Origin of the sequence: Microbispora sp. H10885 (assembly GCF_014161415.1) — a bacterium.
In the GTDB taxonomy this organism is placed as follows: Bacteria; Actinomycetota; Actinomycetes; order Streptosporangiales; family Streptosporangiaceae; genus Microbispora; species Microbispora triticiradicis.
Window position 1 is genome coordinate 1 of the sequence record NZ_JABBWY010000005.1, and the last position, 21,293, is coordinate 21,293.

At 71.2% G+C, this 21,293-nt stretch carries 21 protein-coding genes, 2 tRNA genes and 1 riboswitch; of the genes, 13 read left to right on the forward strand and 10 right to left on the reverse strand.

Features of this window, described 5'->3' with window-relative positions:
* Positions 1–325: 325 nt before the first annotated feature.
* Positions 326–396 (reverse strand) — tRNA-Gly (locus HHX37_RS14125).
* A gap of 90 nt (positions 397–486) precedes the next feature.
* Here HHX37_RS14125 and HHX37_RS14130 point away from each other — a divergent pair.
* Positions 487–563: transfer RNA gene (locus HHX37_RS14130), tRNA-Pro, on the forward strand.
* Positions 564–615: 52 nt separating this feature from the next.
* Here HHX37_RS14130 and HHX37_RS14135 read toward each other — a convergent pair.
* A complete protein-coding gene (locus tag HHX37_RS14135; protein WP_182885699.1) occupies positions 616–1,779 on the reverse strand; it encodes an FAD-dependent monooxygenase in 1,164 nt (387 codons plus the stop codon).
* Between the two features lie 149 nt (positions 1,780–1,928).
* Positions 1,929–4,994, reverse strand: a complete 3,066-nt coding sequence (locus tag HHX37_RS14140; RefSeq protein ID WP_182885700.1) for an ATP-binding protein — start codon at positions 4,992–4,994, stop codon at positions 1,929–1,931.
* A gap of 71 nt (positions 4,995–5,065) precedes the next feature.
* Between HHX37_RS14140 and HHX37_RS14145 the strand changes: the two genes are divergently transcribed.
* Complete coding sequence (locus HHX37_RS14145) at positions 5,066–5,479, forward strand: SRPBCC family protein (RefSeq protein ID WP_182881642.1); 414 nt, start codon at positions 5,066–5,068, stop codon at positions 5,477–5,479.
* A gap of 5 nt (positions 5,480–5,484) precedes the next feature.
* On the opposite strand, the gene HHX37_RS14150 is transcribed toward HHX37_RS14145, so the two are convergent.
* Positions 5,485–5,877: a VOC family protein gene (locus tag HHX37_RS14150; RefSeq protein ID WP_182885701.1), complete on the reverse strand. Its 393-nt coding sequence runs from the start codon at positions 5,875–5,877 to the stop codon at positions 5,485–5,487.
* A 50-nt stretch (positions 5,878–5,927) separates the two neighbouring features.
* Between HHX37_RS14150 and HHX37_RS14155 the strand changes: the two genes are divergently transcribed.
* From HHX37_RS14155 to HHX37_RS14170, 4 genes are all read left to right on the forward strand, one after another.
* Positions 5,928–6,425 carry a DUF2087 domain-containing protein gene (locus HHX37_RS14155; RefSeq protein WP_182881641.1) on the forward strand — a complete coding sequence of 166 codons (498 nt, stop codon included), beginning with the start codon at positions 5,928–5,930 and terminating at the stop codon, positions 6,423–6,425.
* Positions 6,426–6,489: 64 nt separating this feature from the next.
* Entirely contained in the window at positions 6,490–7,848 is a 1,359-nt protein-coding gene (locus HHX37_RS14160) for a TrpB-like pyridoxal phosphate-dependent enzyme (RefSeq protein WP_182885702.1), read from the forward strand.
* A gap of 194 nt (positions 7,849–8,042) precedes the next feature.
* Positions 8,043–9,761 (forward strand): ATP-binding SpoIIE family protein phosphatase, encoded by a 1,719-nt coding sequence (locus tag HHX37_RS14165; protein WP_182881639.1) that lies wholly within the window; start codon positions 8,043–8,045, stop codon positions 9,759–9,761.
* 87 nt (positions 9,762–9,848) lie between these two features.
* A complete protein-coding gene (locus HHX37_RS14170; RefSeq protein ID WP_182881638.1) occupies positions 9,849–10,415 on the forward strand; it encodes a TIGR03086 family metal-binding protein in 567 nt (188 codons plus the stop codon).
* Between the two features lie 18 nt (positions 10,416–10,433).
* Here the strand turns inward: HHX37_RS14170 and HHX37_RS38195 are convergent, their stop codons facing one another.
* Positions 10,434–10,511: a 50S ribosomal protein bL37 gene (locus HHX37_RS38195; protein WP_396697758.1), complete on the reverse strand. Its 78-nt coding sequence runs from the start codon at positions 10,509–10,511 to the stop codon at positions 10,434–10,436.
* 138 nt (positions 10,512–10,649) lie between these two features.
* On the opposite strand from HHX37_RS38195, the gene HHX37_RS14175 reads away from it, so the two are divergent.
* The 3 genes from HHX37_RS14175 to HHX37_RS14185 all read left to right on the forward strand — a co-directional run bounded on the left by HHX37_RS14175 (position 10,650) and on the right by HHX37_RS14185 (position 13,720).
* Positions 10,650–11,456 carry a DeoR/GlpR family DNA-binding transcription regulator gene (locus HHX37_RS14175; protein WP_117409720.1) on the forward strand — a complete coding sequence of 269 codons (807 nt, stop codon included), beginning with the start codon at positions 10,650–10,652 and terminating at the stop codon, positions 11,454–11,456.
* Between the two features lie 48 nt (positions 11,457–11,504).
* Complete coding sequence (gene galT / locus HHX37_RS14180; protein ID WP_138461979.1) at positions 11,505–12,563, forward strand: galactose-1-phosphate uridylyltransferase; 1,059 nt, start codon at positions 11,505–11,507, stop codon at positions 12,561–12,563.
* A gap of 73 nt (positions 12,564–12,636) precedes the next feature.
* A riboswitch (cyclic di-AMP (ydaO/yuaA leader) is annotated at positions 12,637–12,774 on the forward strand.
* A gap of 34 nt (positions 12,775–12,808) precedes the next feature.
* Entirely contained in the window at positions 12,809–13,720 is a 912-nt protein-coding gene (locus HHX37_RS14185) for a hypothetical protein (RefSeq protein WP_310740369.1), read from the forward strand.
* Between the two features lie 56 nt (positions 13,721–13,776).
* Here the strand turns inward: HHX37_RS14185 and HHX37_RS14190 are convergent, their stop codons facing one another.
* Positions 13,777–14,205 carry a hypothetical protein gene (locus HHX37_RS14190; protein ID WP_182881636.1) on the reverse strand — a complete coding sequence of 143 codons (429 nt, stop codon included), beginning with the start codon at positions 14,203–14,205 and terminating at the stop codon, positions 13,777–13,779.
* Positions 14,206–14,427: 222 nt separating this feature from the next.
* Between HHX37_RS14190 and HHX37_RS14195 the strand changes: the two genes are divergently transcribed.
* Positions 14,428–14,937 (forward strand): DinB family protein, encoded by a 510-nt coding sequence (locus HHX37_RS14195; protein ID WP_117409724.1) that lies wholly within the window; start codon positions 14,428–14,430, stop codon positions 14,935–14,937.
* A 73-nt stretch (positions 14,938–15,010) separates the two neighbouring features.
* Here the strand turns inward: HHX37_RS14195 and HHX37_RS14200 are convergent, their stop codons facing one another.
* Positions 15,011–16,315: a M50 family metallopeptidase gene (locus HHX37_RS14200; RefSeq protein ID WP_182881635.1), complete on the reverse strand. Its 1,305-nt coding sequence runs from the start codon at positions 16,313–16,315 to the stop codon at positions 15,011–15,013.
* A gap of 191 nt (positions 16,316–16,506) precedes the next feature.
* On the opposite strand from HHX37_RS14200, the gene HHX37_RS14205 reads away from it, so the two are divergent.
* Positions 16,507–17,112 (forward strand): LuxR C-terminal-related transcriptional regulator, encoded by a 606-nt coding sequence (locus HHX37_RS14205; protein ID WP_182873698.1) that lies wholly within the window; start codon positions 16,507–16,509, stop codon positions 17,110–17,112.
* 19 nt (positions 17,113–17,131) lie between these two features.
* Here the strand turns inward: HHX37_RS14205 and HHX37_RS14210 are convergent, their stop codons facing one another.
* Positions 17,132–18,244 carry a PP2C family protein-serine/threonine phosphatase gene (locus HHX37_RS14210; RefSeq protein ID WP_182885703.1) on the reverse strand — a complete coding sequence of 371 codons (1,113 nt, stop codon included), beginning with the start codon at positions 18,242–18,244 and terminating at the stop codon, positions 17,132–17,134.
* Between the two features lie 195 nt (positions 18,245–18,439).
* Here HHX37_RS14210 and HHX37_RS14215 point away from each other — a divergent pair, with 195 nt between their 5' ends.
* Entirely contained in the window at positions 18,440–18,604 is a 165-nt protein-coding gene (locus tag HHX37_RS14215) for a hypothetical protein (protein ID WP_165900879.1), read from the forward strand.
* Between the two features lie 95 nt (positions 18,605–18,699).
* Here HHX37_RS14215 and HHX37_RS14220 read toward each other — a convergent pair whose 3' ends face one another.
* Positions 18,700–19,170 carry a ribose-5-phosphate isomerase gene (locus HHX37_RS14220; RefSeq protein ID WP_117409541.1) on the reverse strand — a complete coding sequence of 157 codons (471 nt, stop codon included), beginning with the start codon at positions 19,168–19,170 and terminating at the stop codon, positions 18,700–18,702.
* Between the two features lie 111 nt (positions 19,171–19,281).
* Here HHX37_RS14220 and def point away from each other — a divergent pair, with 111 nt between their 5' ends.
* Complete coding sequence (gene def, locus HHX37_RS14225) at positions 19,282–19,770, forward strand: peptide deformylase (RefSeq protein ID WP_117409540.1); 489 nt, start codon at positions 19,282–19,284, stop codon at positions 19,768–19,770.
* Positions 19,771–19,782: 12 nt separating this feature from the next.
* Here def and HHX37_RS14230 read toward each other — a convergent pair whose 3' ends face one another.
* Positions 19,783–21,189, reverse strand: a complete 1,407-nt coding sequence (locus HHX37_RS14230; protein WP_182881632.1) for an aldehyde dehydrogenase family protein — start codon at positions 21,187–21,189, stop codon at positions 19,783–19,785.
* Positions 21,190–21,293 lie beyond the last annotated feature (104 nt).

The following is a 21,293-nucleotide window of genomic DNA, read 5'->3' on the forward strand; positions in this document are numbered from 1 at the left end:
CTGATCAACCTCGGACTCACCCGGACCGGCAACGTCTGGACACTGGTTCCAAACTCACCTGCGTGAACCACGGGCCGACCACAAGCACCGGCGGTCATCGAGACAAGATCTTCAGTGGCCTTCTAGGGCCGCGCTGATCTACCTGCACGCCACGCAGGACCGTGATCAGGCGATGGCCAAAGCGCTCGGGCAGGCGTTGAAGACGGCGGCCGAAACCAAGATCGAAGCATGAAATGGCACGTGTGGCACGGAAGATCGAAAACAGCATCGTGAGATCACGAAGGCCAGGCTCCCCGGGCGGGGTGACCTGGCCTTTCGTGGTGAGAGCGGACGACGGGAATCGAACCCGCGTAGCCAGTTTGGAAGACTGGGGCTCTACCATTGAGCTACGTCCGCGCGCGCCCGGTGTCCATCTGGTCTAGACTTCATCCGGTCGTCAGGGCGTAAGCGTACCGGAGTCTCGGAGCGCTCGCGCAACCGGCGGGACGGGGCGTGGCGCAGCTTGGTAGCGCGCTTGCTTTGGGAGCAAGAAGTCGCAGGTTCAAATCCTGTCGCCCCGACCATCGAGAAGGCCACCCCAGGATCGGGGTGGCCTTCAGTGGTCTCAGGAGTGGGTCAGCGACGCACCGAGGACGAGTAGTCCTTGAGCCTGATATCGGTGGCGAACCTGTCGGCCATCCTCATCATGATCTTGAATAGCAAGCCGGCCCTGAAGATCCAGTTGCGCATCCGGATCCCGCGCCAGGTGCGCGGAGCGAGAAAGGGACCCGCGTTGCCGGACTTGGCGATCTTCGCGTACTCGCGGAACCCCTCTTCGTAGCGCCGGAAGGCGACCCGGTGGTTCCCGCCCGCCTCGGCCAGCTCACCGGCCAGTACGTACGCGCCGACCATGGCGAGCCCGGTGCCGAAGCCGCCCAGCGTGTTGCCGTACGCGGCGTCCCCCAACAGAACCACGCGGCCCTTGGAGTAGTGGTCGATCCGGACCTGGCTGATCGAGTCGACATAGACGTCGTCCGCCTCCCGGACCGCTCCGAGGATCTCGGGCGTCCGCCAGCCCATCCCGGCATAGGCGTCCAGCAGGATCCGCTTCATCTGCTCGACGTCGTAGCGGTCGTAGTCGAGCCGTTGCGAGGCGAAGATGAAGAGCGCGGCAGACTTGGGACCCCCGGTAGAGACCAGCCGGCCGGGCTCGTTGTACATCTTCGCCGTCGTCCCGAAATTCCCCCGTATATCGACGAGGGCGTAGTAATAGTCGAGGAATCGGACATAGTCGGATTCAGGCCCGAACGCCAGACGGCGGACGTTGGAGTGGATTCCGTCCGCGCCCACGACCAGGCCGAAGACGCGGGGCGCGCCGCGCTCGAAGGTCACGTGCACACCGCCCGCCGTTTCGGTGAGCGAGGTGATGGAGTCGCCGAAGACGTACTCGCAGCCGGCGGCGACCGTCCTTTCGTACAGCAGTCGGGACAGGTCACCCCGCCGGATCTCCAGATCGCCCCCGGTGAACTCGCCGGGCATCACCACCAGCCTGCGGCCGTTCGCGTCGACGATCTCCTGGTCGGCCCCGCCGGTCTGCAGCCGCCGTACGTCCTCCAAAATGCCCATCCGCTCCAGTACGGTCAGGTGCGTCTCGCCCTTGAAGTCGACGGCCTGGCCGCCCGGACGCAAGGCGGGGGCCTTCTCGACCACGGTCACGTTGAATCCGTAGTGGTTGAGCCAGTAGGCCAGAGCGGGGCCGGCGACGCCGGCGCCGGAGATCAGGATGTCGGTGTCTTCCACGTCCCCGAGCTTCGCCGGGAGCGCTGACGGCCCGCAGACAGCCGACTGACAGTCGGAACGGAGCTGTCAGCGGGACTCGCCCCGGACGCTGCCGGCGCCTTGCCTCGTCAACGGGTGGTCTGCCGTCGCCTTCCCGGCTTCCCACCCGGTCAGGAGAGAGCCGCCAACACCTGTTCCCGGTCCAGCGCGACCCCCCTGGCGAACGCCGACGCGAACGCCTCGGCGCCGATGACCTCGGTGACGCGTGCGGCGATCCGCTCGCGGTCACGATCGCCGGCGACGACCACACCGCGTAGCGCCAGCCCCGCACCCAGCAGGAAGGCCGCCTGGTCCGGCGCCCCATGGAGGAGGGCCAGCCCGGCCTGTGCCTCGGCGACGTAGGCGAGATCCGTCGCCGGCGACGCCCGCGCACACGCCAGCACCTCGGCGTGGTGGAGCCTGGCCGCCGTGAGGTCGCCTTCGGCCTGGGCGAGCAGGCCGAGCCCGGTGAGCGCCAGCAGCCTGATGCTCCCGCCGGCGTAGGAGCGGAGATCGACGGCTTCCAGCACCTCCGTGTAGCGGGCGCGGGCTTCGGCGTGATCGCCTCGGAGGCGGGCCAACTCGCCCCAGCCCAGCCCGATCAGGGCCGGTCGGTGCGACCTGCCCGTCCTACGCTCCAGCTCAGCGGCGCGCCGCAGGTCGGCGGCGGCCGTGTGGAAGTCGCCCTCTCGCACCAGCCCACCCGCCCTACGGCACAGCACGTCCACCATCTCGTCGAACGCGCCGAGCTGCTCGTACAGGTCCAGGGCCTGCTCCCACAACTGCCTCGCCCGCGCCCACTCCCCCCTCCAACTGGAGATCAACGCCAGCCACTCATGCGCCTGCGCCATGCCCCAGCGCTCACCGACCGAACGGAAGCTCGCCAGCGTCGCCTCCAGATCCCGGTCGGCGTCGGCCACCCTGCCGTCGAGCAGGTTCACGACGCCCTGCCCCAGCGACACCACGGCCCGGCTCCACGGTTCGGAGCCGAACTGCCGCCTCCTGGGCGAGTCCGGTTCAGGCGGCCCTGCGGCCATTCCCCACATGACCGCCGCGAACGGGTGCCGCAGTTCCCGGTCCAGCGATCGCATGATCTCCTCGGCCCGCTCCCATTGCGCGGGAAGCACGTCAGGCACGGCGTGGAGCACGCAGAGGAGGTACTCCTCCTCCAGCCCCGCGGGCACCTCGGTCCCCAGCCGGCCGAGCAGGCTGAGAGCGGACGAGGCCGCCTGACCGCGCCGCCCGCTCAGCCACCAGTACGCCGAAAGGGCGGCGATCAGCCGCAGCGCCGTCTCCGGACTCTCCTGTACGGCATGGCGCAACGCGGCCTCGATGTTGCTGTGCTCCGCGGAGAGGCGGCCCAACCAGTCGAGTTGCTCGGCCCGTCGCAACCACGGGTCGGCGCGCTGGGCCAAATCGAGAAAGCAGGCGGCGTGCGCGTCGCGCAGCCGCTTCTCCTCCCCGGCTTCCGCCAGCCGTTTCGCGCAGAACAGGCGGATGGTGTCGAACATCCGGTAGCGTCCGCCGCTGGCCTCGACGAGGGACTTGTCCACCAGGTCGGCCAGCACCTCACCGGCACCGCAGACCTGTTCCACCGCCTCAAGCGACGCGCCGCCTGAGAAGACGGAGAAGCGCCTGGCCATCACTCGCTCATCAGGGCTGAGCAGGCTCCAGCTCCAATCCACCACCGCGTGCAGCGTCTGGTGGCGTGTCACCGCGGTGCGGTCACCACGCGACAGCAGCGTGAACCTGCCGTGCTCCTTGAGGCGTGCGGAGATCTCCGCCACCGAGAACGACCGCACCCTCGCCGCAGCCAGCTCGATGGCCAGCGGCAGCCCCTCCAGGGTCGCGCAGATCTCGATGACCTCGGGCCCCATGGTGAAGCCCGGCCGTACTTCGGCGGCCCGATCCGCGAACAGGCTCACAGCCGGGTAGGTGAGGGCCTCATCGAGGTCCGTGCCCGGCGACGGCACGGCCAGCGGCGCCAGCGGGACAAGCGTCTCACCGGTGAGCCCGAGCGGCTCACGGCTGGTGGCCAGGACGGCAAGCCTCGGACACGCCTCGAGCAGCCGGCGGACGAGGACGGCGGCCGGAGCGACCACGTGTTCGCAGTTGTCGAGGACGAGCAGCAGCTCGCGCTCCGCGAGGGCGGCCGTAAGCCGCTCCACGGCGTCGCTTCGGCCGAGGTCCGGTGCCCGCAGCCCCGCCTCGCGCAGGCCGAGCGAGCCCAGCACGGCTTGCGGGACCTGGGCCCCGTCGTCGAGCGGGGAGAGGTCGACGAAGCAGGCCTCCTGTCCACGGCGACGGGCCGCCTCGATCGCCAGCCTGGTCTTGCCCGTGCCACCGGGACCGGTCAGGGTGACCAACCGGGAGTTCCGGAGCGAGTGGAGCCGGTCCAGCTCCTCCGCGCGGCCGACGAAGCTGGTGAGATGCGCGGGGAGCCGGCCGCCCGTCGCCCGCTCGCGCGGCTCCTCGCCGCGGAGGATCGCCAGGTGGAGCGCCGCCAGCTCAGGCGAGGGGTCGGCGCCGAGCTCGTCAGAGAGCAGCCGCCTGACCTCCTCGAACACGGCCAGCGCCGCCGCCTGCTGCCCGGATGCGTGCAGCGCCCGCATGAGCTGGCCGCGCAACCGCTCACGCAACGGGTACGCCACGACCAGCTGCCGGAGCCCGGCTGCCGACGTGCCCTCCGGAAGGGCGAGCTCGGCCTCGACGAGGTCTTCCTGCGCTGTCAGCCGCAGCTCGTCCAGGCGGGCCACCTGCGCCGGCGCGAAAGGCGCGTCGGCCACGTCCGCCAGCGCAGGACCTCGCCACAGCGCCAGCGCGTCCCTGAGCGACCTCGCGGCGCGCTCGTGCTGACCCGCGGCCAGGAGCCGTCGCCCGGCACGGGCAAGCCGCTCGAAGCGGTGGACGTCGACGTCGTCGGGGTCCACGGCGAGCCGATATCCGGCGCCGTGGAACTCGATCAGGTCGCCGGGCAGGCTGCGCCGGAGCCGGGACACGTGGGCCTGGATCGCGTTGGCCGCCCCGGCCGGCGGATCGTCACCGTACTGACCGTCGATCAACCGGTCCACACCGACCAGCCGACCGGCGTCGAGCAGGAGCAACGCGAGAAGCGCGCGCGGCCGCAATCCGCCGACGGAGATCGATTCCCCCTCGGCCGTGCGGGCCTCCAGCGGCCCCAGGATGCCGAACTGCACGAGACCGATTCTGGCCCACGTGCGGTGCTCTAGGTTGGTCTCGACCAGTCGCCTGGAAGGACCCCCGCCGCATGGCCTCCGTTCGTCATGAGATCGTGATCGACGCACCCCCGGAGCACATCTGGGACGTCCTGCGCGACGTCGGCGCCGTGCACGAGCGCCTGCTGCCGGGCCGCGTCACCGGCACCCGGATCGAGGGCGACCAGCGGTTCCTGACCTTCCCCGACGGGCACGTGGTCCGTGAACTGGTCGTCGGGATCGACGACGACGCCCGCCGCCTCGCCTACTGCGTCGTCGAGGGCGCGCGGCCGCCGGTGGAGTTCCACCACGCCACGTTCGAGGTCCGGTCCGAGGGCGACGGGGCGGGCCGGCTGATCTGGATCACCGATGTCCTGCCGCACGCGCGGGCGGCCGACATCCGGATCCGCATGGAACGCGGCGCGGCGGAGATGAAGCAGGCGATCGAGGCCGCCGCGCACGGCTGACCCGTTCATTCCTCCTCGACGTACGGGTGGGTGAGGAACTCGATGGCGTGGCCGTCGGGGTCGTCCACGTACACCCCGCGGCCGTGGTGCCGGTGGTTGATCCGCTGCGGCTCCTGGTGGTTCGGTGCGCCCCAGTACGGCAGGCCCCGCTCGCCGATCCGGGTGAAGATCTCGTCGAACTCGTCCTCCGAGACGAGGAAGGCCAGGTGCTGGAGGACGATCCGGTCCCGGCCGACGATCGAGTCGGCGAAGTCGATCGTCACGCCGTTGGCGACTCTGACCGTGGCGAACGGCCCGAACGTGCCGGGCCCCGGCTCGCCGAGCAGGCCGGTGAGGAAGCGGGCGGAGGCGAAGCGATCGGTGCTGTGCACGATCGTGTGATCCAGTCGAGCGGGCACGGCGCCCTCCATGTTTCCGAAGGTACTCATCGGTCACATACCGTGGACGGGTGATCGACAAGCGCATTCCCCGCGTGCTCGGGCTGCTCGGCCAGGAGGACACGCTGCGGGTTCTCTCCTGTCTCGTCCTCCATCCCGGGGAGCCTCTCGGCAAGCTCACCGGGCTCGGCCCGGACGAGGTCGGGCGGGCGCTCGGCCGGTTGGAGCGGGGCGGTCTCGCCGTACGGGACGGGGACGGGTGGCGGGCGCGGCCGGAGGCCTTCCGCGACCTGCTCCGCGCGGTGCCCGCCGAACCGGCGGGCCCGCTGGACGCGTTCCTGGTCGACGGGCGGCTCCTCTCCATACCGACGAAGCGGGCCAAGCGGCTGATGGTGCTGGACTACGTCTCCCAGGTCTTCGAGGTGGGCACGCGGTACCCGGAGAAGGAGGTCGACGTGGCGCTGCGGGCGTTCCACGACGACCACGCCGCGCTGCGCCGATATCTGGTGGACGAGGGGTTCCTCACCCGGGAGGACGGCGTCTACTGGCGCTCGGGCGGCACCGTCTGACCAGGTCCGGCCACATCGGCGGGTGCCCTTTCCCGACCGGCCCGCCGCGCGGACACTGGGAGACATGGGTGAGCCGACCAGGGTCCTTCTCGACGAGTCCCGGATCCCCCGGAACTGGTACAACCTCGTCCCCGACCTCCCCGCGCCTCCTCCCCCGGTGCTCCACCCGGCCACGCTCCGGCCGGTCGGCCCCGACGACCTCGCGCCGCTCTTCCCGGCGGAGCTGATCGGGCAGGAGGTCTCCGGGGAGCGGTACGTCCCCGTTCCGGATGAGGTGCTCGACGTGTACCGCCTGTGGCGGCCCACTCCCCTCATCCGCGCCCGCCGCCTGGAGCGCCGGCTCGGCACGCCCGCCCGGATCTACTACAAGTACGAGGGCGGCAGCCCGTCCGGGTCGCACAAGCCGAACACCGCGGTCCCGCAGGCCTACTACAACGCGCGGGAGGGCGTGCGGAGGCTGACCACGGAGACCGGCGCGGGCCAGTGGGGCTCGGCCCTGGCGTTCGCCTGCGGCCAGTTCGGCCTGGCGTGCGAGATCTGGATGGTCAGGGCGTCGTACGACCAGAAGCCCTACCGCCGTACGCTGATGCGCGTCCACGGCGCGACGCTGCACGCCAGCCCGTCGGCGGTGACCGCCGCGGGAGCCAGGATCCTGGCGGAGGACCCGCACTGCACGGGGTCGCTGGGCATCGCGATCAGCGAGGCCGTCGAGGTCGCCGGGCAGCACGACGACACGCGGTACGCCCTGGGCTCGGTGCTCAACCACGTCCTGATGCACCAGACCGTGATCGGCGAGGAGGCGCTGGAGCAACTGGCCGTCCTCGGCGAGACCCCCGACCTGGTCATCGGCTGCACCGGCGGCGGCTCCAACTTCGCCGGCCTGGCCTTCCCGTTCCTGCGGGAGAAGCTCGCGGGGCGGATGGACCCGGTGCTGCGCGCGGTGGAGCCCGCCGCCTGCCCGTCGCTGACGCGGGGCACGTACGCCTACGACTTCGGCGACACGGCGGGGTTCACGCCGCTGATGAAGATGCACACGCTGGGCCACACGTTCGTGCCGGACCCCATCCACGCCGGCGGGCTGCGCTACCACGGCATGTCGCCGCTGCTGTCGCACGTGTACGAACTGGGCCTCGTGGAGGCCGTGGCGGTGACGCAGACCGAGTGCTTCGACGCGGGCGTCCGCTTCGCCGGGGTCGAGGGGATCCTGCCGGCTCCCGAACCCGCCCACGCGGTGGCCGCGACCATCGCGGAGGCGCTGCGGTGCGCCGAGTCGGGCGAGGAGAAGGTCATCGTGACGTCCCTGTGCGGGCACGGCCATTTCGACCTGCCCGCGTACGAGCGTCACCTCGCCGGCCGCCTGGAGGACTTCACGCTCCCGCAGGAGCGGATCGACGCGGCTCTCGCACACCTGCCTTCCGTTTGATGGCAAACTGTCTGATGTGACGCATGTTGACTGATATCCGTTTCGTCCGTTGACCGCAGGGTACGGCTGCGCCATCGCGCCGTCGTGCCGGCCAAAGCACTCATGCCAAACGGCTGAAATGCGCGGTATCAGCTCCATACGATTCTGGGACACCATCCGCTCTCGCCGGAGTATTCGTTTTGAACCGGAACTGCGTGATCAAGGACCCCGCCCCGGCGGACCGGGGACAGTGGCGGCGCAGCGGCGCCGCGTCCGCGCACGAACGGCTGGCGTTCCTGAACGAGGCGAGCCGCCGCATCGGCAGCACCCTCGACCTCGAGGAGACGAGCCGGGAACTCGTGGACGTGGCCGTCCCGAGGTTCGCCGACACCGCGGCCGTGATGCTCCAGGACCGCCTCCTCAACGACGGCGAGCTGTCGTCCCGCCCGGTGGACGGGACGACCCTCGTCCGCCGGACGGCGATGGGCGTGGCCGGCGCGGACGCGGACGCCTGCGTGAACGCCTTCCCCGTCGGCGAGGTGGCGGTCTACCCGGCGAGCCTGCCGCAGGCGCAGTGCATGGCGAGCGGCAAGCCGCTGATGTATCCGGCCATGGACAAGGAGAGCGCCCGGCTCATCGGCGCGGCCTTCGGCCGCGAGGACGCGATCGCCGCCCTGCTGACCGACGCCTCGTTCCTCACCGTGCCCCTAAGGGCCCGGGGACGGGTGCTCGGGTGCGTGGTCTTCACCAGGCGGGCGGGCGCGCCCCCGTTCGAGGAGCAGGACGTCGCGGTGGCCGAGGACCTCGCCACCCGCACCGCCGTGTGCGTCGACAACGCCCGCCTCTACACCACCGAGCGCCGGACCGCGCTGACCCTGCAGAGCAGCCTGCTGCCCGCCGAACTGCCGCAGCCGCTCGGGATGGACATCGCCTCGCGCTACCTTCCGGCGAGCGACCTGATGGGAGTCGGCGGAGACTGGTACGACGTGATCGCCCTTCCCGGGTGCCGTACGGCCCTGGTGGTGGGCGACGTCATGGGCCACGGGACCAGGGCCGCGGCGACGATGGGCCAGCTCCGCACGGCGGCGCGCACGCTGGCGAGCCTGGACCTGCCGCCCGACGAGGTGCTGTTCCGGCTCAACCTGATGAGCCAGGACCTCGATCCGACCCAGATCGCCACGTGCATCTACGCCGTCTACGACCCGGTGACGCGCGGCTGCGCGCTCGCCCGCGCCGGGCACGTGCCGCCGATCCTGCTGCATCCCGACCGGTCGACCGAGATCGTCGAGCTGCCGTCGGGCCTTCCCCTCGGCATCGGCAGCGACCCGCTGGAGATGCGCGAGCTGGTCCTGCCGGCCGGGAGCGTGCTCGCCTTCTACACCGACGGCCTGGTGGAGAGCCGCGAGCGGGACCTGGACGCCGGGATCATGGGGTTGCGCCGCTTGCTGGCCGGGCCCGTCGAGGACCTCGACGACATGTGCGACGACATCATCAGCAGCCAGCGGGCGAGCCACGAGCGCGACGACATCGCCCTGCTGGTGGCCCGTGTGCGTGAGCTCGACCCGGACGAGGTGGCGACCTGCCCCCTGCCCGCCGACCCGAAGTTCGTCTCCCAGGCCCGCCGGTTCGTCCGGGTCACCCTCGCCGCCTGGGGACTGAGCAGCCTGGTGGACAGCACCCAGCTCATCGTCAGCGAACTGGTCACCAATGCGCTCAAGCACGGCTGGCCGCCGATCGAGCTGCGGCTGCTGCGCTGCCGCACACTGGTGGTCGAGGTCGCCGACGGCTCCCCCTCCAGCCCCGCCCCGCGTACGGCCACCCCCGACGAGGACACCGGCCGCGGCCTCCAGCTGATCAAGCGCTTCGCCTATCGCTGGGGCACCCGGCCCACCCCGTACGGCAAGATCGTCTGGGTCGAGCAGCATCTTCCGTGACCGGCCGCCTCCTCGCGGGCGGGCGGGCATGACTGATCGCCGGGAGGAGTTACGGTCGAATCGGGGAGCTCGTGGCGAGGAGGGGACATGATCGACATCCGGGACGCGTACCGCAGGGCGCTCGACGGTTTCGGCGACCGCCTCCATCTCGTCCGCCCCGGACAGTGGGACCTGCCGACGCCGTGCGTCGACTGGGACGTCCGGGGGCTGGTGAACCACCTGGTGACCGAGAACCTGTGGGCTCCCGAACTGCTGTCGGGCCGCACGGCCGCCGAGGTGGGCGACGCGTTCGAGGGCGACGTGCTCGGCGACGACCCGGTGAAGGCGTTCGAGGCGTCCGCGCAGGGCGCCGTCCAGGCGGTGTACGCCGAGGGCGCCCTCACGAGCGTGGCTCATCTGTCCTTCGGCGACGTGCCGGGCGAGGAGTACATCACCGAGCTGTTCGCGGACGCGCTGATCCACACCTGGGACCTCGCGCGGGCCGTCGGCGGTCCGGAACGGCTCGACCCCGACCTCGTCGCGTCCTGCGCCGAATGGTTCGCCAAGGCGTGGGACGGCTACCGCGAGGCGGGCGTGATCGGGGACGAGCGCGACGTCCCGGCCGGCGCCGACCAGCAGACCAAGCTGCTCGCGGCGTGGGGCAGAACCCCCTGAGACGGCCCCGGAACCGGGCTATCGCCCCGTAGGACGCTTGCCGTGGTTGGCCTTCTTCTTCCTGCGGGCCTTCGACTTGCGTGCGCGTCTGCCCATCGCGGCCGCCTTCCCTGGAGTACGGGTTTCGCCCACTGTCCCCCCGCGGACGGGCGGCGGCAAGTACCCGCACCCCGGCTCAGCGCTCCTGTACGTATGTGTGCATAATCTGTTGGAATCTGTTTAAAGGAGTGGCGGATGCTGGCCCAGCAACGGCAGCAGGCGATCCTGGAGAGAGTCCGCAGGTCCGGCGGGGTCCGGGTCGCGCAACTCGTGCGTGAGCTCGGGGTGTCGGACATGACGATCCGCCGCGACCTGGAGGTCCTGGCGGAGCGCGGCCTGATCGTCAAGGTGCACGGCGGGGCCACCGCCACCGGCGCCGGCTCCACCGAGGAGCCGGGCTTCGCGGCCAAGTCGATGCGGCAGCAGGCCGAGAAGGAGGCCGTCGCCCGCTGCGCGGCCCCGCTCGTACGGCCGGGAAGCTCCGTCGCGCTCTCGGCCGGCACGACGACCTGGACGCTGGCCCACCACCTGGTGGACGTGCCCGAGCTGACCGTGATCACCAACTCCGTCCAGGTGGCCGACGTCTTCCACCGGGCGGGGCGGCCCGACCAGACCGTGGTGCTCGTGGGAGGCGTGCGGACGCCGTCCGACGCGCTGGTCGGCCCGGTCGCGGTCGCGGCCGTCCGCTCCCTGAACGTCGACATCCTCATGCTCGGCGTGCACGGCATGAGCGTCCGGGCCGGTTTCACCACCCCCAACCTGCTGGAGGCGGAGACCGACCGCGCCCTGATCGCCGCCGCCCAGCGGCTCGTCGTCCTGGCCGACCACACCAAGTGGGGGACCGTCGGCATCAGCACGATCGCGGCCCTCGGCGAGGCCGACGTGGTCGTGAGCGACACGGGCCTGCCCGAGGACGCCCGCGCCGTGCTGTCGGAGCACGCCGGCGAGCTCCTCCTCGCGGATCCGTCCGGCGAGGCGCCCCTGAAGACCGCCTCCGTGTGACGCCGCCGCGACGCCGGAGAAGAGCCCTGTGAAGCTGGAGATCGCACCGTGAAGCGCACCATCGCTCATCTGGCCGACGGCCGGGAGCTGATCTATTTCGACCGCCGCGACGACGCCGACCACGACGTGGCCGACCCCCGGGATCTGCCCGCGCGCCCCCTCGCGTCCGAGTTGCGTCACGACCCGCTCATGGACGAGTGGGTGGCCGTCGCCCGGCACCGCCAGACCCGCACCCACCTGCCGTCCGCCCAGGAGTGCCCGCTCTGCCCCGGGCATCCCGGCTCGGAGATCCCCTCGCCGTACGAGGTGGCGGTGTTCGAGAACCGCTTCCCGTCGTTCAGCTTCAACACCGGCGCGTACGAGCAGGTGGGCGGGCTGAGCGAGGTGCGGCCGGGGACCGGGCGCTGCGAGGTCGTCTGCTTCACCTCCGACCACGACGCCTCCTTCAGCTCCCTCGGCGACGAGCAGGCCGCGCTGGTCGTCGAGGCGTGGGCCGACCGCACGGCCGAACTGTCCGCGCTGCCCGGCGTGGAGCAGGTCTTCTGCTTCGAGAACCGCGGCGCCGAGATCGGCATCACGCTGCCGCATCCGCATGGGCAGATCTACGCCTATCCGTACGTCACGCCGCGTACCCGGCAGATGCTGGAGACCGCCGCCCGGCACCGCGGCGGCAACCTGTTCGCGGACGTCCTGGCGGCCGAGCGGAAGGGGCCCCGCGTCGTGGCCGCCAACGAGCACTGGACGGCCTTTGTCCCGGCCGCCGCCCGGTACCCCTTCGAGGTGCACCTCTACCCGCACCGCCGGGTGCCGGACATTCCGGCGCTGTCGGCGGAGGAGCGGGCCGCCTTCGCGCCGCTGTACATCGACGTGCTGCGCCGCCTGGACGGGCTGTTCGGCGTCGTCATGCCGTACGTCGCGGCCTGGCACCAGGCTCCGGTCACCTACCGCCGGGATCTGGCCTACCTGCACCTCCAGCTCTTCACGATCCGGCGGGCGGCGGACAAGCTGAAGTACCTCGCCGGATCGGAGTCGGCGATGGGCGCCTTCGTCAACGACGTGCTGCCGGAGGAGGCCGCCCGCATGCTGCGCGAGGTGGTAACGGACTGATCTCCGTACGGTTGCGACTTGGGGTGGCAGTCACCATTTCTTTACCACTAGTATCCCTGGCACCACCGGTCACAGCCGGTGCCGCCTAATCCCGGGCGCCTCGCCCGGGAGCCGGGGACCCATTCACGCCTCTGGGGTAAAGGCACGTCGCTGCCCGGGCTCCTCCAGCCCGCACCCGTCAGCTAACCCGGTCGGCAGATGGAGAGGAGTGGGCTCTGCCCCGCGCGTTCCCCCTGGCCGCCGGTGTGTTGACCGCCGCGGCCCTCGTTCTCGGCACGGCCGCCGGGGGCGCCGCCGCCCCCAAGCCGACGGAGAGGCAGCTCAAGAAGCAGCTCGCCGGCCTGCAGAAGAAGGTCGACCGGCTCATCGCCGACTACAACGCCAAGCGGGTCGCGCTCGCCAGGGCGCGGGACGACGAGGCGGCGGCGCGCGCCCGCGTGACCAGGGCGGAAACCGACTACACGGCGACCCTCGACGAGGTTCGGGAGTTCGTCGGGTTGCGGTACCAGACCGACAGCGTGCGGGTCCTGCCCAACCTGACCGTCTCCGCGGTGGCGTACCAGCTCAAGGAGGAACAGGCCGCGAGGCTCGCGCGGGTCGACGAGGTCCGCACCGAACGGCAGAAGGCCGCCGAGGCGGCGAGGGCGCTCACCGCGTCGCTGAAGTCGCAGGCCGCGGAGGTCGCCGGTCGGCGCCGGGAGGCCGAGAAGCTCATCGACGACATCAAGGACAAGATCGACCGCCTGGTCCCGATCGCTCCGGGCCGGAGGGGCAGCGGGTCGTGGGCGCCCGAACTGCCGGCGGGCGCGGACAACATCACGCCCCGGATGCGGCTCATGCGCTCGGAGGTGGAGGAGCACTTCGATCTGAGCTTCCCGGTCGGCTGCTACCGGGCCGAGAACAGCGGTGAGCACCCCCTCGGCCGCGCCTGCGACTTCATGATGAGCTCGGGCGGCGCCATGCCCTCGGCCCAGATGAAGGCGCTCGGCGACAGCCTGGCCGCCTGGGCCATCAAGAACGGCCCGAAGCTCGGCGTGATGTACGTCATCTGGCAGCAGCGCATCTACAACCTCGGCCACCCGGGCTGGCGCCCCATGTCCGACCGGGGCGGCGTCACCGCCAACCACTACGACCATGTCCACATCTCGATGTACTGAGCAGGAGCTTCGAGGGCCGGCGGCCTCGCCGAGCGAGGCGGCCGGCCCGTTCCGCGTCAGGCGGGGATCTGCTTCTCGTTCCAGGTGTAGTAGATGTAGGTGCTGCCGGGCCCGGTCATCGTGCCGTAGACCTGCCACCAGCTGTTGGTGCCGGGCGAGAAGCGGAAGACCTTGTCGCCGGGCCGGTCGTCCACGAACACGGTCGTGGACCCGTCGGAGGAGTGGATCTGTACCTCGATCGTGAACGTCTCGGTGTCCGGGATGTCGAGGCAGACCTCGTGCGTGTACGCCGACGGACCGGCGATGTTGTAGTTACGGCCGTCCACCGACGGCCGCTGGACGTTGGTGGGGACGTAGCTGGTCCGGGCGTAGGTGTACCCGCCCGTGGAGCAGTCGACCGCGGAGGCGGACGCGGGACCGACGCCGGTGAGCGTGGCGCCGAGGACGCCGGTGGCGACGGCGAGAACGGAGATCGTGCGCTTCATGCCTCTCCTCATCCGTGCAGCGACCCTCCAACCAAAATGGTTGAAGGCTGAACTGATTCTGACTCGATCATGCTGTTTGGACAAGTACGGGCAAAGGTTCGTCCACGCCCGAGTCAAGCGGGTCGCGAGAGCGCGCCCCCTCTCCTGCGCCTGGAAGGCGGGCCGTCCGGCGGGGCGGAAATGAAGTGGTCGCACCCCGGGGGCCAGGGGGAGGATGTCCGGATGACCGACACACGTACCGATCCTCCGCTCGCCGCGGGCGAGCGCGAGATGCTGCGCGCCTTCCTCGACTTCCACCGCCAGACGCTGGCCGTGAAGTGCGAGGGCCTCGCCGAGGAACAGCTACGGCTGCGCTCCGTCCCGCCGTCGTCCCTGTCGCTGCTCGGCATCGTGCGGCACATGGCCGACGTCGAGCGGAGCTGGTTCCGGCGGCGGCTCGCCGGTGAGGACCTCGAAGGCATCTACTACACCGACGACGATCCGGACGGCGAGTTCGACAACGTGGACACGGCGTCCGCCGAGGAGGCCTTCGCCACCTGGCGCGCGGAGATCGAGCACGCGCGGGCGGCGGAGGCGGCCTGCGCCGATCTGGACGCGACGACGAAGGCGGCCCGGCAGGGCGTCCACCACTCACTGCGCTGGATCATGGTCCACATGATCGAGGAGTACGCGCGGCACAACGGCCACGCCGACCTGCTGCGCGAGCGCATCGACGGGGCGACGGGCGAGTAGGGACCCGGTCCCTCACCCGCCGGGCCGGGCCCGCCCGGCCCGGCCCGGCCCGTTCAGCCCGGTTCAGCCCCGTTCAGCCCGAGATGCGGACGGGGTTCACCAGGTCGGCGTAGATGAGAAGGCCGCCCATGACGACGAGCAGGGCCGCCATGACGTACGTCAGCGGGAGCGCCTTGGCGACGTCCACGTAGCCCGGCATGGGCCGCCGGCGCACCCGGGCGAAGGCCCGCTTGACTCCCTCCCACAGGCCGCCGGCGATGTGGCCGCCGTCCAGCGGCAACAGGGGGACGAGGTTGAACATGCCGACCGCGAGGTTCAGCCCGGCCAGCAGGCTGATGAACACCTCGATCTTGCTGTCGATGGGGATGTCCGACGCGGCGATCTCACCGCCGATGCGGCCGGCGCCGACGATCCCGATCGGCCCGTTCGGGTCGCGCTTCTCCCCCGAGAACGCCGCGTTCCACACGCCGACCATCTTCTTGGGGATGTTGACCATGGCCGCGGCGGTCCGCTTGGTCAGGTCCCACATCTGCCCGACGACGTAGCCGGGGCCCTGCTTCTCCACGACGATCGTCGGGCTGACGCCGAGGAAGCCGACGTTCCTGTCCACCTTGTCGGGGTCGGTCTGCGAGGGCATGTCCTGCGCGATCAGGTCGACGTCCACCGTCGTGGTCCGGCCGTCGCGCTCGATGCCGAGCGTCGTCGCGCCGGCGCCGTGCGACCGGATCTGCCGGGTGGCCGCCTCCCAGCTGGCGACCGGAGTGCCGCCCACGGCGACGATCCGGTCCCCGGGCCGCAGCCCCGCCTTCGCCGCGGGCGTCAGCGGGTCGCCGGACGCGCAGTCCCGGTGCGCGGCCTCGGCCGCCGGGATAGCGCACTTGGACACCGAGGAGACGACCGGCTTCGTCGTCCGCACGCCGAAGCCCATCATCACGACCGCGAAGAGCACGAACGCCAGCACGAAGTTCATCGCGGGCCCGCCGGTCATGATGATGACCTTCTGCCACCAGGGCTTGCGGAAGAAGACGCGGTTCTCGTCGCCCGGCCGGATCTCCTCCGAGGCGACCGCCCTGGCGTTCTCGATGAGGCCCTGCCAGGGGCCCGTCGAGACGCTGCGCAGCTTGCCGGGGTCGTCGGAGGGACGCGGCGGGAGCATGCCGACCATGCGGATGTAGCCGCCCAGCGGGATCCACTTCACGCCGTACTCGGTCTCGCCGCGCCGCCGCGACCACAGCGTCGGCCCGAAGCCGACCATGTACTGCGTCACGCGGACGCCGAACAGCTTGGCCGGGACGAGGTGCCCGATCTCGTGCAGCGCGATGGAGAGCAGCAGACCAACGAAGACGATCACGAATCCGGCCACGATGAGCCAGCTCATCAGCGCGTACCTCCGAGTCGGAGAAGATGCCGTGGCAGTCGTCGCACCCTCCGAGAGTAGCCCACCGGAACAAGGGAGAGACCTGCTCCGGCGAACCGGCGCGTTGCCCATACGTGGCCGAACCTGGACACTCCGTTGACAGTACGCAATGGGTCGATCACCCTTTGAGAGACCGTCCAGAGGGGAGCGTCTTGATCCGGATCCTGGTGGCCGAACACCTTCCGTTGGTACGGCGAGGCCTGGTCGCGTCTCTCGAAGGGGAGAGCGACCTCACGGTGGTCGCGGACGTCGGTTCGGCCGAGGACATCGTGCCGGCCGCCCTCGACGTACTGCCGGACGCCGCCGTCATCGACGCGGACCTGCCGGGGGCGGACGGGCCGAGCCTGGCCGCGCGGCTCGTCGAGAAGGTGCCCAGATGCCGGGTGATGCTGCTGTCGGCCCAGCCGAACCCCGGCCACCTCAAGCGGGCCTTCGCGGCCGGGGCCCTCGGCTACCTGAGCATCGAGGTGTGCCCCGAGCAGCTCGCCGACGGGATACGGCGGATCATCGCCGGACGCCGGATCGTCGACTCCGAGCTCGCGGTCGCGGCCCTGGAGGCCGCCGAGTGCCCCCTCACGCCCCGGGAGCACGAGGTGCTGCGCCTCGCGGCCGGGGGCGCGCGCTCGAAGGAGATCGCCGCCGAGCTGGGCCTGTCCGTCGGCACGATACGCAACCACCTGTCGCGCGTCCTGGTGAAGACCGGGGCGCGCAGCCGGGTGGACGCCGTCCGCATCGCCACCGACTACGGCTGGTTGTAGGGACCTTTCCCGGCGGGCCTCAGGGACGCCAGATGAGGACGAGCGCGCAGTCGTCGTTGTGACCGGACGACATGGCCTGCACGAGCTGCCGCGCCTTGTCCCGGAAGCCCGAGGGCAGCAGCCGCTCGGCCTCCCCCAGCAGCCGGTCGAGCCCGGCGTCGATGTCCCGGCCGGGCTGCTCGATCAGCCCGTCGGTGAACAGCATGAGCGCGTCGCCCTTGCGCAGCACGCCGCTGTCGGTCTCGCAGGCCAGGTCGGGCACGACGCCGAGCACGACCCCCTTGGCCGTGGACACCCGCCAGGTGCCCGACCCGGAGTCGAACCGGACCACCGGCGGGTGCCCGGCGGAGGTGATCGTGTACTCCCCCGTCGACAGGTCGAGCGTCAGGTGGACGGCCGTGACGAACCCCTCGTCGCCGATTTGCCGGTGGAGATAGGAGTTGCAGGAGGCCAGGAAGTCGTCCACCGAGCCGAGCAGCCCGCCGAACGTGCCGGAGAGCATGAGCGCGCGGGTGCCGGCGTCGACGCCCTTGCCCGACACGTCGACGACGGCGAGCTGGACCCGGTCGCCCTCGCGCATGGAGACGACGAAGTCGCCGCCGAAGGACGACCCTCCGGCCTGTTTGAGCACGACCTTGCCGCCCCAGTCCTTGGGCAGCGGCGGCAGCTCGCTCTGCCGCTTGAGCCGGTCGCGCAGCTCCAGCAGCATTGCGTCGCCGCGCAGGCCCTGCACGCCGAGCTTGCCCCGCGTCCGCGCCATCGTCCACGCGAGCGCGGCGGTGAAGCCCATCGTGATCAGCAGGCCCGGCCCGACGGCGAGCACTCCCCTGGTCGCTCCCATGTAGGCGAGGGACGCCGCGACCGCGCACAGCAGGATGGCCAGGCTGCGCAGGCGGAGCTGGAGGCCGCCGATCAGCGTCACGAGGATCAGCAACGACGGCGAGAACCAGTACGCCGAGACCTCCGCATCGAGCACGCCGATGACCACGGTGACCGCGACGAGGGCGATCAGGAGGTACCGGTCCTTCGACCACACCTTTTTGACAAAACGGACCGACGGCACCAGAAGCGGCACGCGCGCCAGGATGGCGCGCAGCCGTGGAGAGATCAGCGGCGCCGGACGGGAAGTCATGATGGCCTCGACTGTATCCGGACATCCCAGGTGGCGGCACCCGCTTGACCGACGCCGGGGTCGTGTCCCGTGATCTTTCCAGCCTACCCCCGCCGAAGATCACGGGCCACCCGCCGGCCGCCCGCTGCGGATGTCCTGAGCGGATGTCCGGCCGGTTCGATCGCACGCTCACGGCCCGGGGCGTACGCTCGCGGTATGGCGCTGCAGAGTTTGCAGATCACCGCGATCACGGCCATGCGGGCCCGCGACGTGTCCCGGCCGACCCCCGAGCAGCAGGAGACCGCCGAACGGCGGCCGCTGCGCGACGAGACGACGCCCCGGCGGGAGTCCCGCCGGGGCCGTGACCGGGACGGCCGCTGACGCCGCCCCTGGGCCGCTGACCGGCCCGCTCACCAGCCGCCCGCCCGGTGTCCCGGACGGGCGGTCTCCGGCGCCGGTGCTTCCGGCCGGGCGGATCAGGCGGGCAGCGGCGGCAGTTCGCCGGTCGTCTCGTACTCGGCGAGCTGGCGGATCCGCCGGGCGTGCCGCTCCGCGCCCGAGAACGCCGTGCCGAGGAAGACCTCGACGAACCGGGCGGCCTCCTCCGGCGTGTGCATCCGCGCGCCGATGCTGATGACGTTGGCGTCGTTGTGCTCGCGGGCGAGCCGGGCCGTGTCCTCGTTCCAGGCGAGGGCGGCGCGCACCCCGCGCACCTTGTTGGCGGCGATCTGCTCGCCGTTCCCCGAACCGCCGATCACCACCCCGAGGCTGCCCTCGGCGGCGACCACGCCCTGCGCGGCGCGCAGCACGAACGGCGGGTAGTCGTCCTCCGCGTCGTAGACGTGGGGGCCGCAGTCCTCCACGTCGTGGCCCTGCTCCTTAAGCCAGGAGACCAGGTGGTTCTTGAGCTCGTAGCCGGCATGGTCGGCACCGATGTAGACACGCACGGGACAAGTTTCCCAGACGAGTTCTGGCGGAGGTCACCCCGGCCTCCACTAAGGTAATAGACGAACACCGCCAGTGGCTCTTACACCACCTCATGCCGGAGCAGGAGTGTCATGCGCGAGATCCGCTACGTCGGCGACCCCGTCCTGCGTACCCCCGCGGAGCCCGTGACGGACTTCGACAGGGAGCTGCGCCGCCTGATCGACGAGATGTTCGCGGTGATGTACCAGGCCGACGGCGTGGGACTGGCCGGGCCGCAGATCGGGGTGGGCCGGCGGCTGTTCGTCTACGACATCAGCAACCGCAAGGGCCACGTGGTCAACCCGGAGCTGACGATCGACGACCCCGGGGAGGTCGTCGAGGAGGAGGGCTGCCTGTCAGTGCCGGGCAAGGAGACCGGCAAGCCGCTGTACGCCCCCACCGTCCGCGCCGCCGGAGTCACGCTGCGCGGGGTCGACAAGCTCGGCCGGCCCGTGGCCGTGAAGGCCCGGGGCATGCTCGCCCGGTGCTTCCAGCACGAGTTCGACCACCTTGAGGGCACGCTGTACGTCGACCGGCTGGGCAAGGACGAGCGCCGCAAGATCCTCCTCCAGGCGCCCTGAGACCGCCGCCCCTTACAGCTGGATCGCCTTGGTCTCCAGGAACTCCTCCAGGCCGAACTCCCCCATCTCGCGCCCGACGCCCGACTGCTTGTAGCCGCCGAAGGGCGCCATGGGGTTGAACCGGCCCCCGTTGACCGCCACCTGGCCCGTGCGCAGGCGGCGGGCGACCGCGAGCCCCTCCTCCTCGGTGGCCGCCCAGACCGCCCCCGACAGTCCGTACGGCGTGCCGTTGGCGATCTCGACGGCCTCGTCCTCCGTGCCGAAGGGGATGATCGACAGCACCGGGCCGAAGATCTCCTCCTGCTCGACGGCCATGCCGGGCGACACCCCGGCGAAGACCGCGGGCTCGACGTAGTAGCCGCGGCCCATGGGGTTGCCGGTCCCGCCGAGCACGAGGCGGGCCCCCTCCTCCTGGCCCCGGTTGAGGTATCCGACCACCCGGTCGCGCTGCGCGGCGGACACCAGCGGGCCGAGGCGGGTGCCCTCGGCGAACGGGTCGCCCGGGACGTATTTCGCCGCCGCCTCCACGGCCAGCCGGACCGCCTCGTCGTACTGGTCCCAGTGGACGAGCATCCGGGTCAGCGCCGAGCAGGTCTGGCCCGAGTTCAGGTAGGCCCCGGCGACCCCGTTCTTCACCGCCTTCTCCAGGTCGGCGCCGGGGAGGACGATGTTCGCCGACTTGCCGCCCAGCTCCAGGGCCACCCGCTTGACCGTCCCGGCCGCGAGGGCGGCGACCCTGCGCCCGGCCCTGGTCGAGCCGGTGAAGGAGACCATGTCCACGCCGGGGTGGGCGGCGAGGGCCTCTCCGACCACCGGGCCGTGCCCGCTGACCATGTTGAACACGCCGGGCGGCAGGCCCACCTCGTGCAGGATGTCCGCGAACGCGTACGCCGCGAGCGGCGCGACCTCGCTCGGCTTGAGCACCACCGTGCAGCCGGCCGCCAGGGCCGGAGCCACCTTGCAGACGACCTGGTGGAGCGGGTAGTTCCACGGTGTGATCGCGCCGACCACCCCGACCGGCTCGCGGACGATCAACGAGTTGCCCACCCGCCCGCCGTCGAAGTCGTACCGCTTGGCGAGGTCGGCGTAGGAGGCCAGCACCTCGGCGGGCATCAGCGTCTGCACCTTCAGCGCGAGCGGCAGCGGCGCGCCCATGTCGGTGGCGATCGTCGCGGCGATCTCCCGGGCGCGGTCCCTGAGCAGCCCGGCCGCCGTCCCGAGGAGCGCGGCGCGCTCGGCGGGCTCCGCCGCCGCCCAGGACGGGAAGGCGGCACGGGCGGCGGCGACCGCGGTCTCCACGTCGGCGGCCGACCCCGCGGGCACCCGGTCCACGATCTCCTCGGTCGCCGGGTTGACGACCTCGACGGCCTCGCGCGAGGAGGACGGCGTCCAGCCGCCGTCGACGTAGATCTGACGCATGCTCCTCATACTCGCGCCTTGACTGTCAGAACGCGAGCCCCGGCCGGAAGGCCCCTGTCAAGAGGGCCGTCGGACAACTTCCTTCTCAAGGTAGGGGCGATGTC

What these genes read in the sequence shown, in the direction of transcription:
- HHX37_RS14175 (WP_117409720.1), top strand. Translation starts at nt 10,650, where the DNA reads ATGCTGGCCCAGCAACGGCAGCAGGCGATCCTGGAGAGAGTCCGCAGG.
- HHX37_RS14190 (WP_182881636.1), bottom strand. Translation starts at nt 14,205, where the DNA reads ATGAAGCGCACGATCTCCGTTCTCGCCGTCGCCACCGGCGTCCTCGGC.
- HHX37_RS14210 (WP_182885703.1), bottom strand. Translation starts at nt 18,244, where the DNA reads ATGACTTCCCGTCCGGCGCCGCTGATCTCTCCACGGCTGCGCGCCATC.
- HHX37_RS14145 (WP_182881642.1), top strand. Translation starts at nt 5,066, where the DNA reads ATGGCCTCCGTTCGTCATGAGATCGTGATCGACGCACCCCCGGAGCAC.
- HHX37_RS14195 (WP_117409724.1), top strand. Translation starts at nt 14,428, where the DNA reads ATGACCGACACACGTACCGATCCTCCGCTCGCCGCGGGCGAGCGCGAG.
- HHX37_RS14160 (WP_182885702.1), top strand. Translation starts at nt 6,490, where the DNA reads ATGGGTGAGCCGACCAGGGTCCTTCTCGACGAGTCCCGGATCCCCCGG.
- HHX37_RS14170 (WP_182881638.1), top strand. Translation starts at nt 9,849, where the DNA reads ATGATCGACATCCGGGACGCGTACCGCAGGGCGCTCGACGGTTTCGGC.
- HHX37_RS14215 (WP_165900879.1), top strand. Translation starts at nt 18,440, where the DNA reads ATGGCGCTGCAGAGTTTGCAGATCACCGCGATCACGGCCATGCGGGCC.
- HHX37_RS38195 (WP_396697758.1), bottom strand. Translation starts at nt 10,511, where the DNA reads ATGGGCAGACGCGCACGCAAGTCGAAGGCCCGCAGGAAGAAGAAGGCC.
- HHX37_RS14200 (WP_182881635.1), bottom strand. Translation starts at nt 16,315, where the DNA reads ATGAGCTGGCTCATCGTGGCCGGATTCGTGATCGTCTTCGTTGGTCTG.
- HHX37_RS14230 (WP_182881632.1), bottom strand. Translation starts at nt 21,189, where the DNA reads ATGCGTCAGATCTACGTCGACGGCGGCTGGACGCCGTCCTCCTCGCGC.
- def (WP_117409540.1), top strand. Translation starts at nt 19,282, where the DNA reads ATGCGCGAGATCCGCTACGTCGGCGACCCCGTCCTGCGTACCCCCGCG.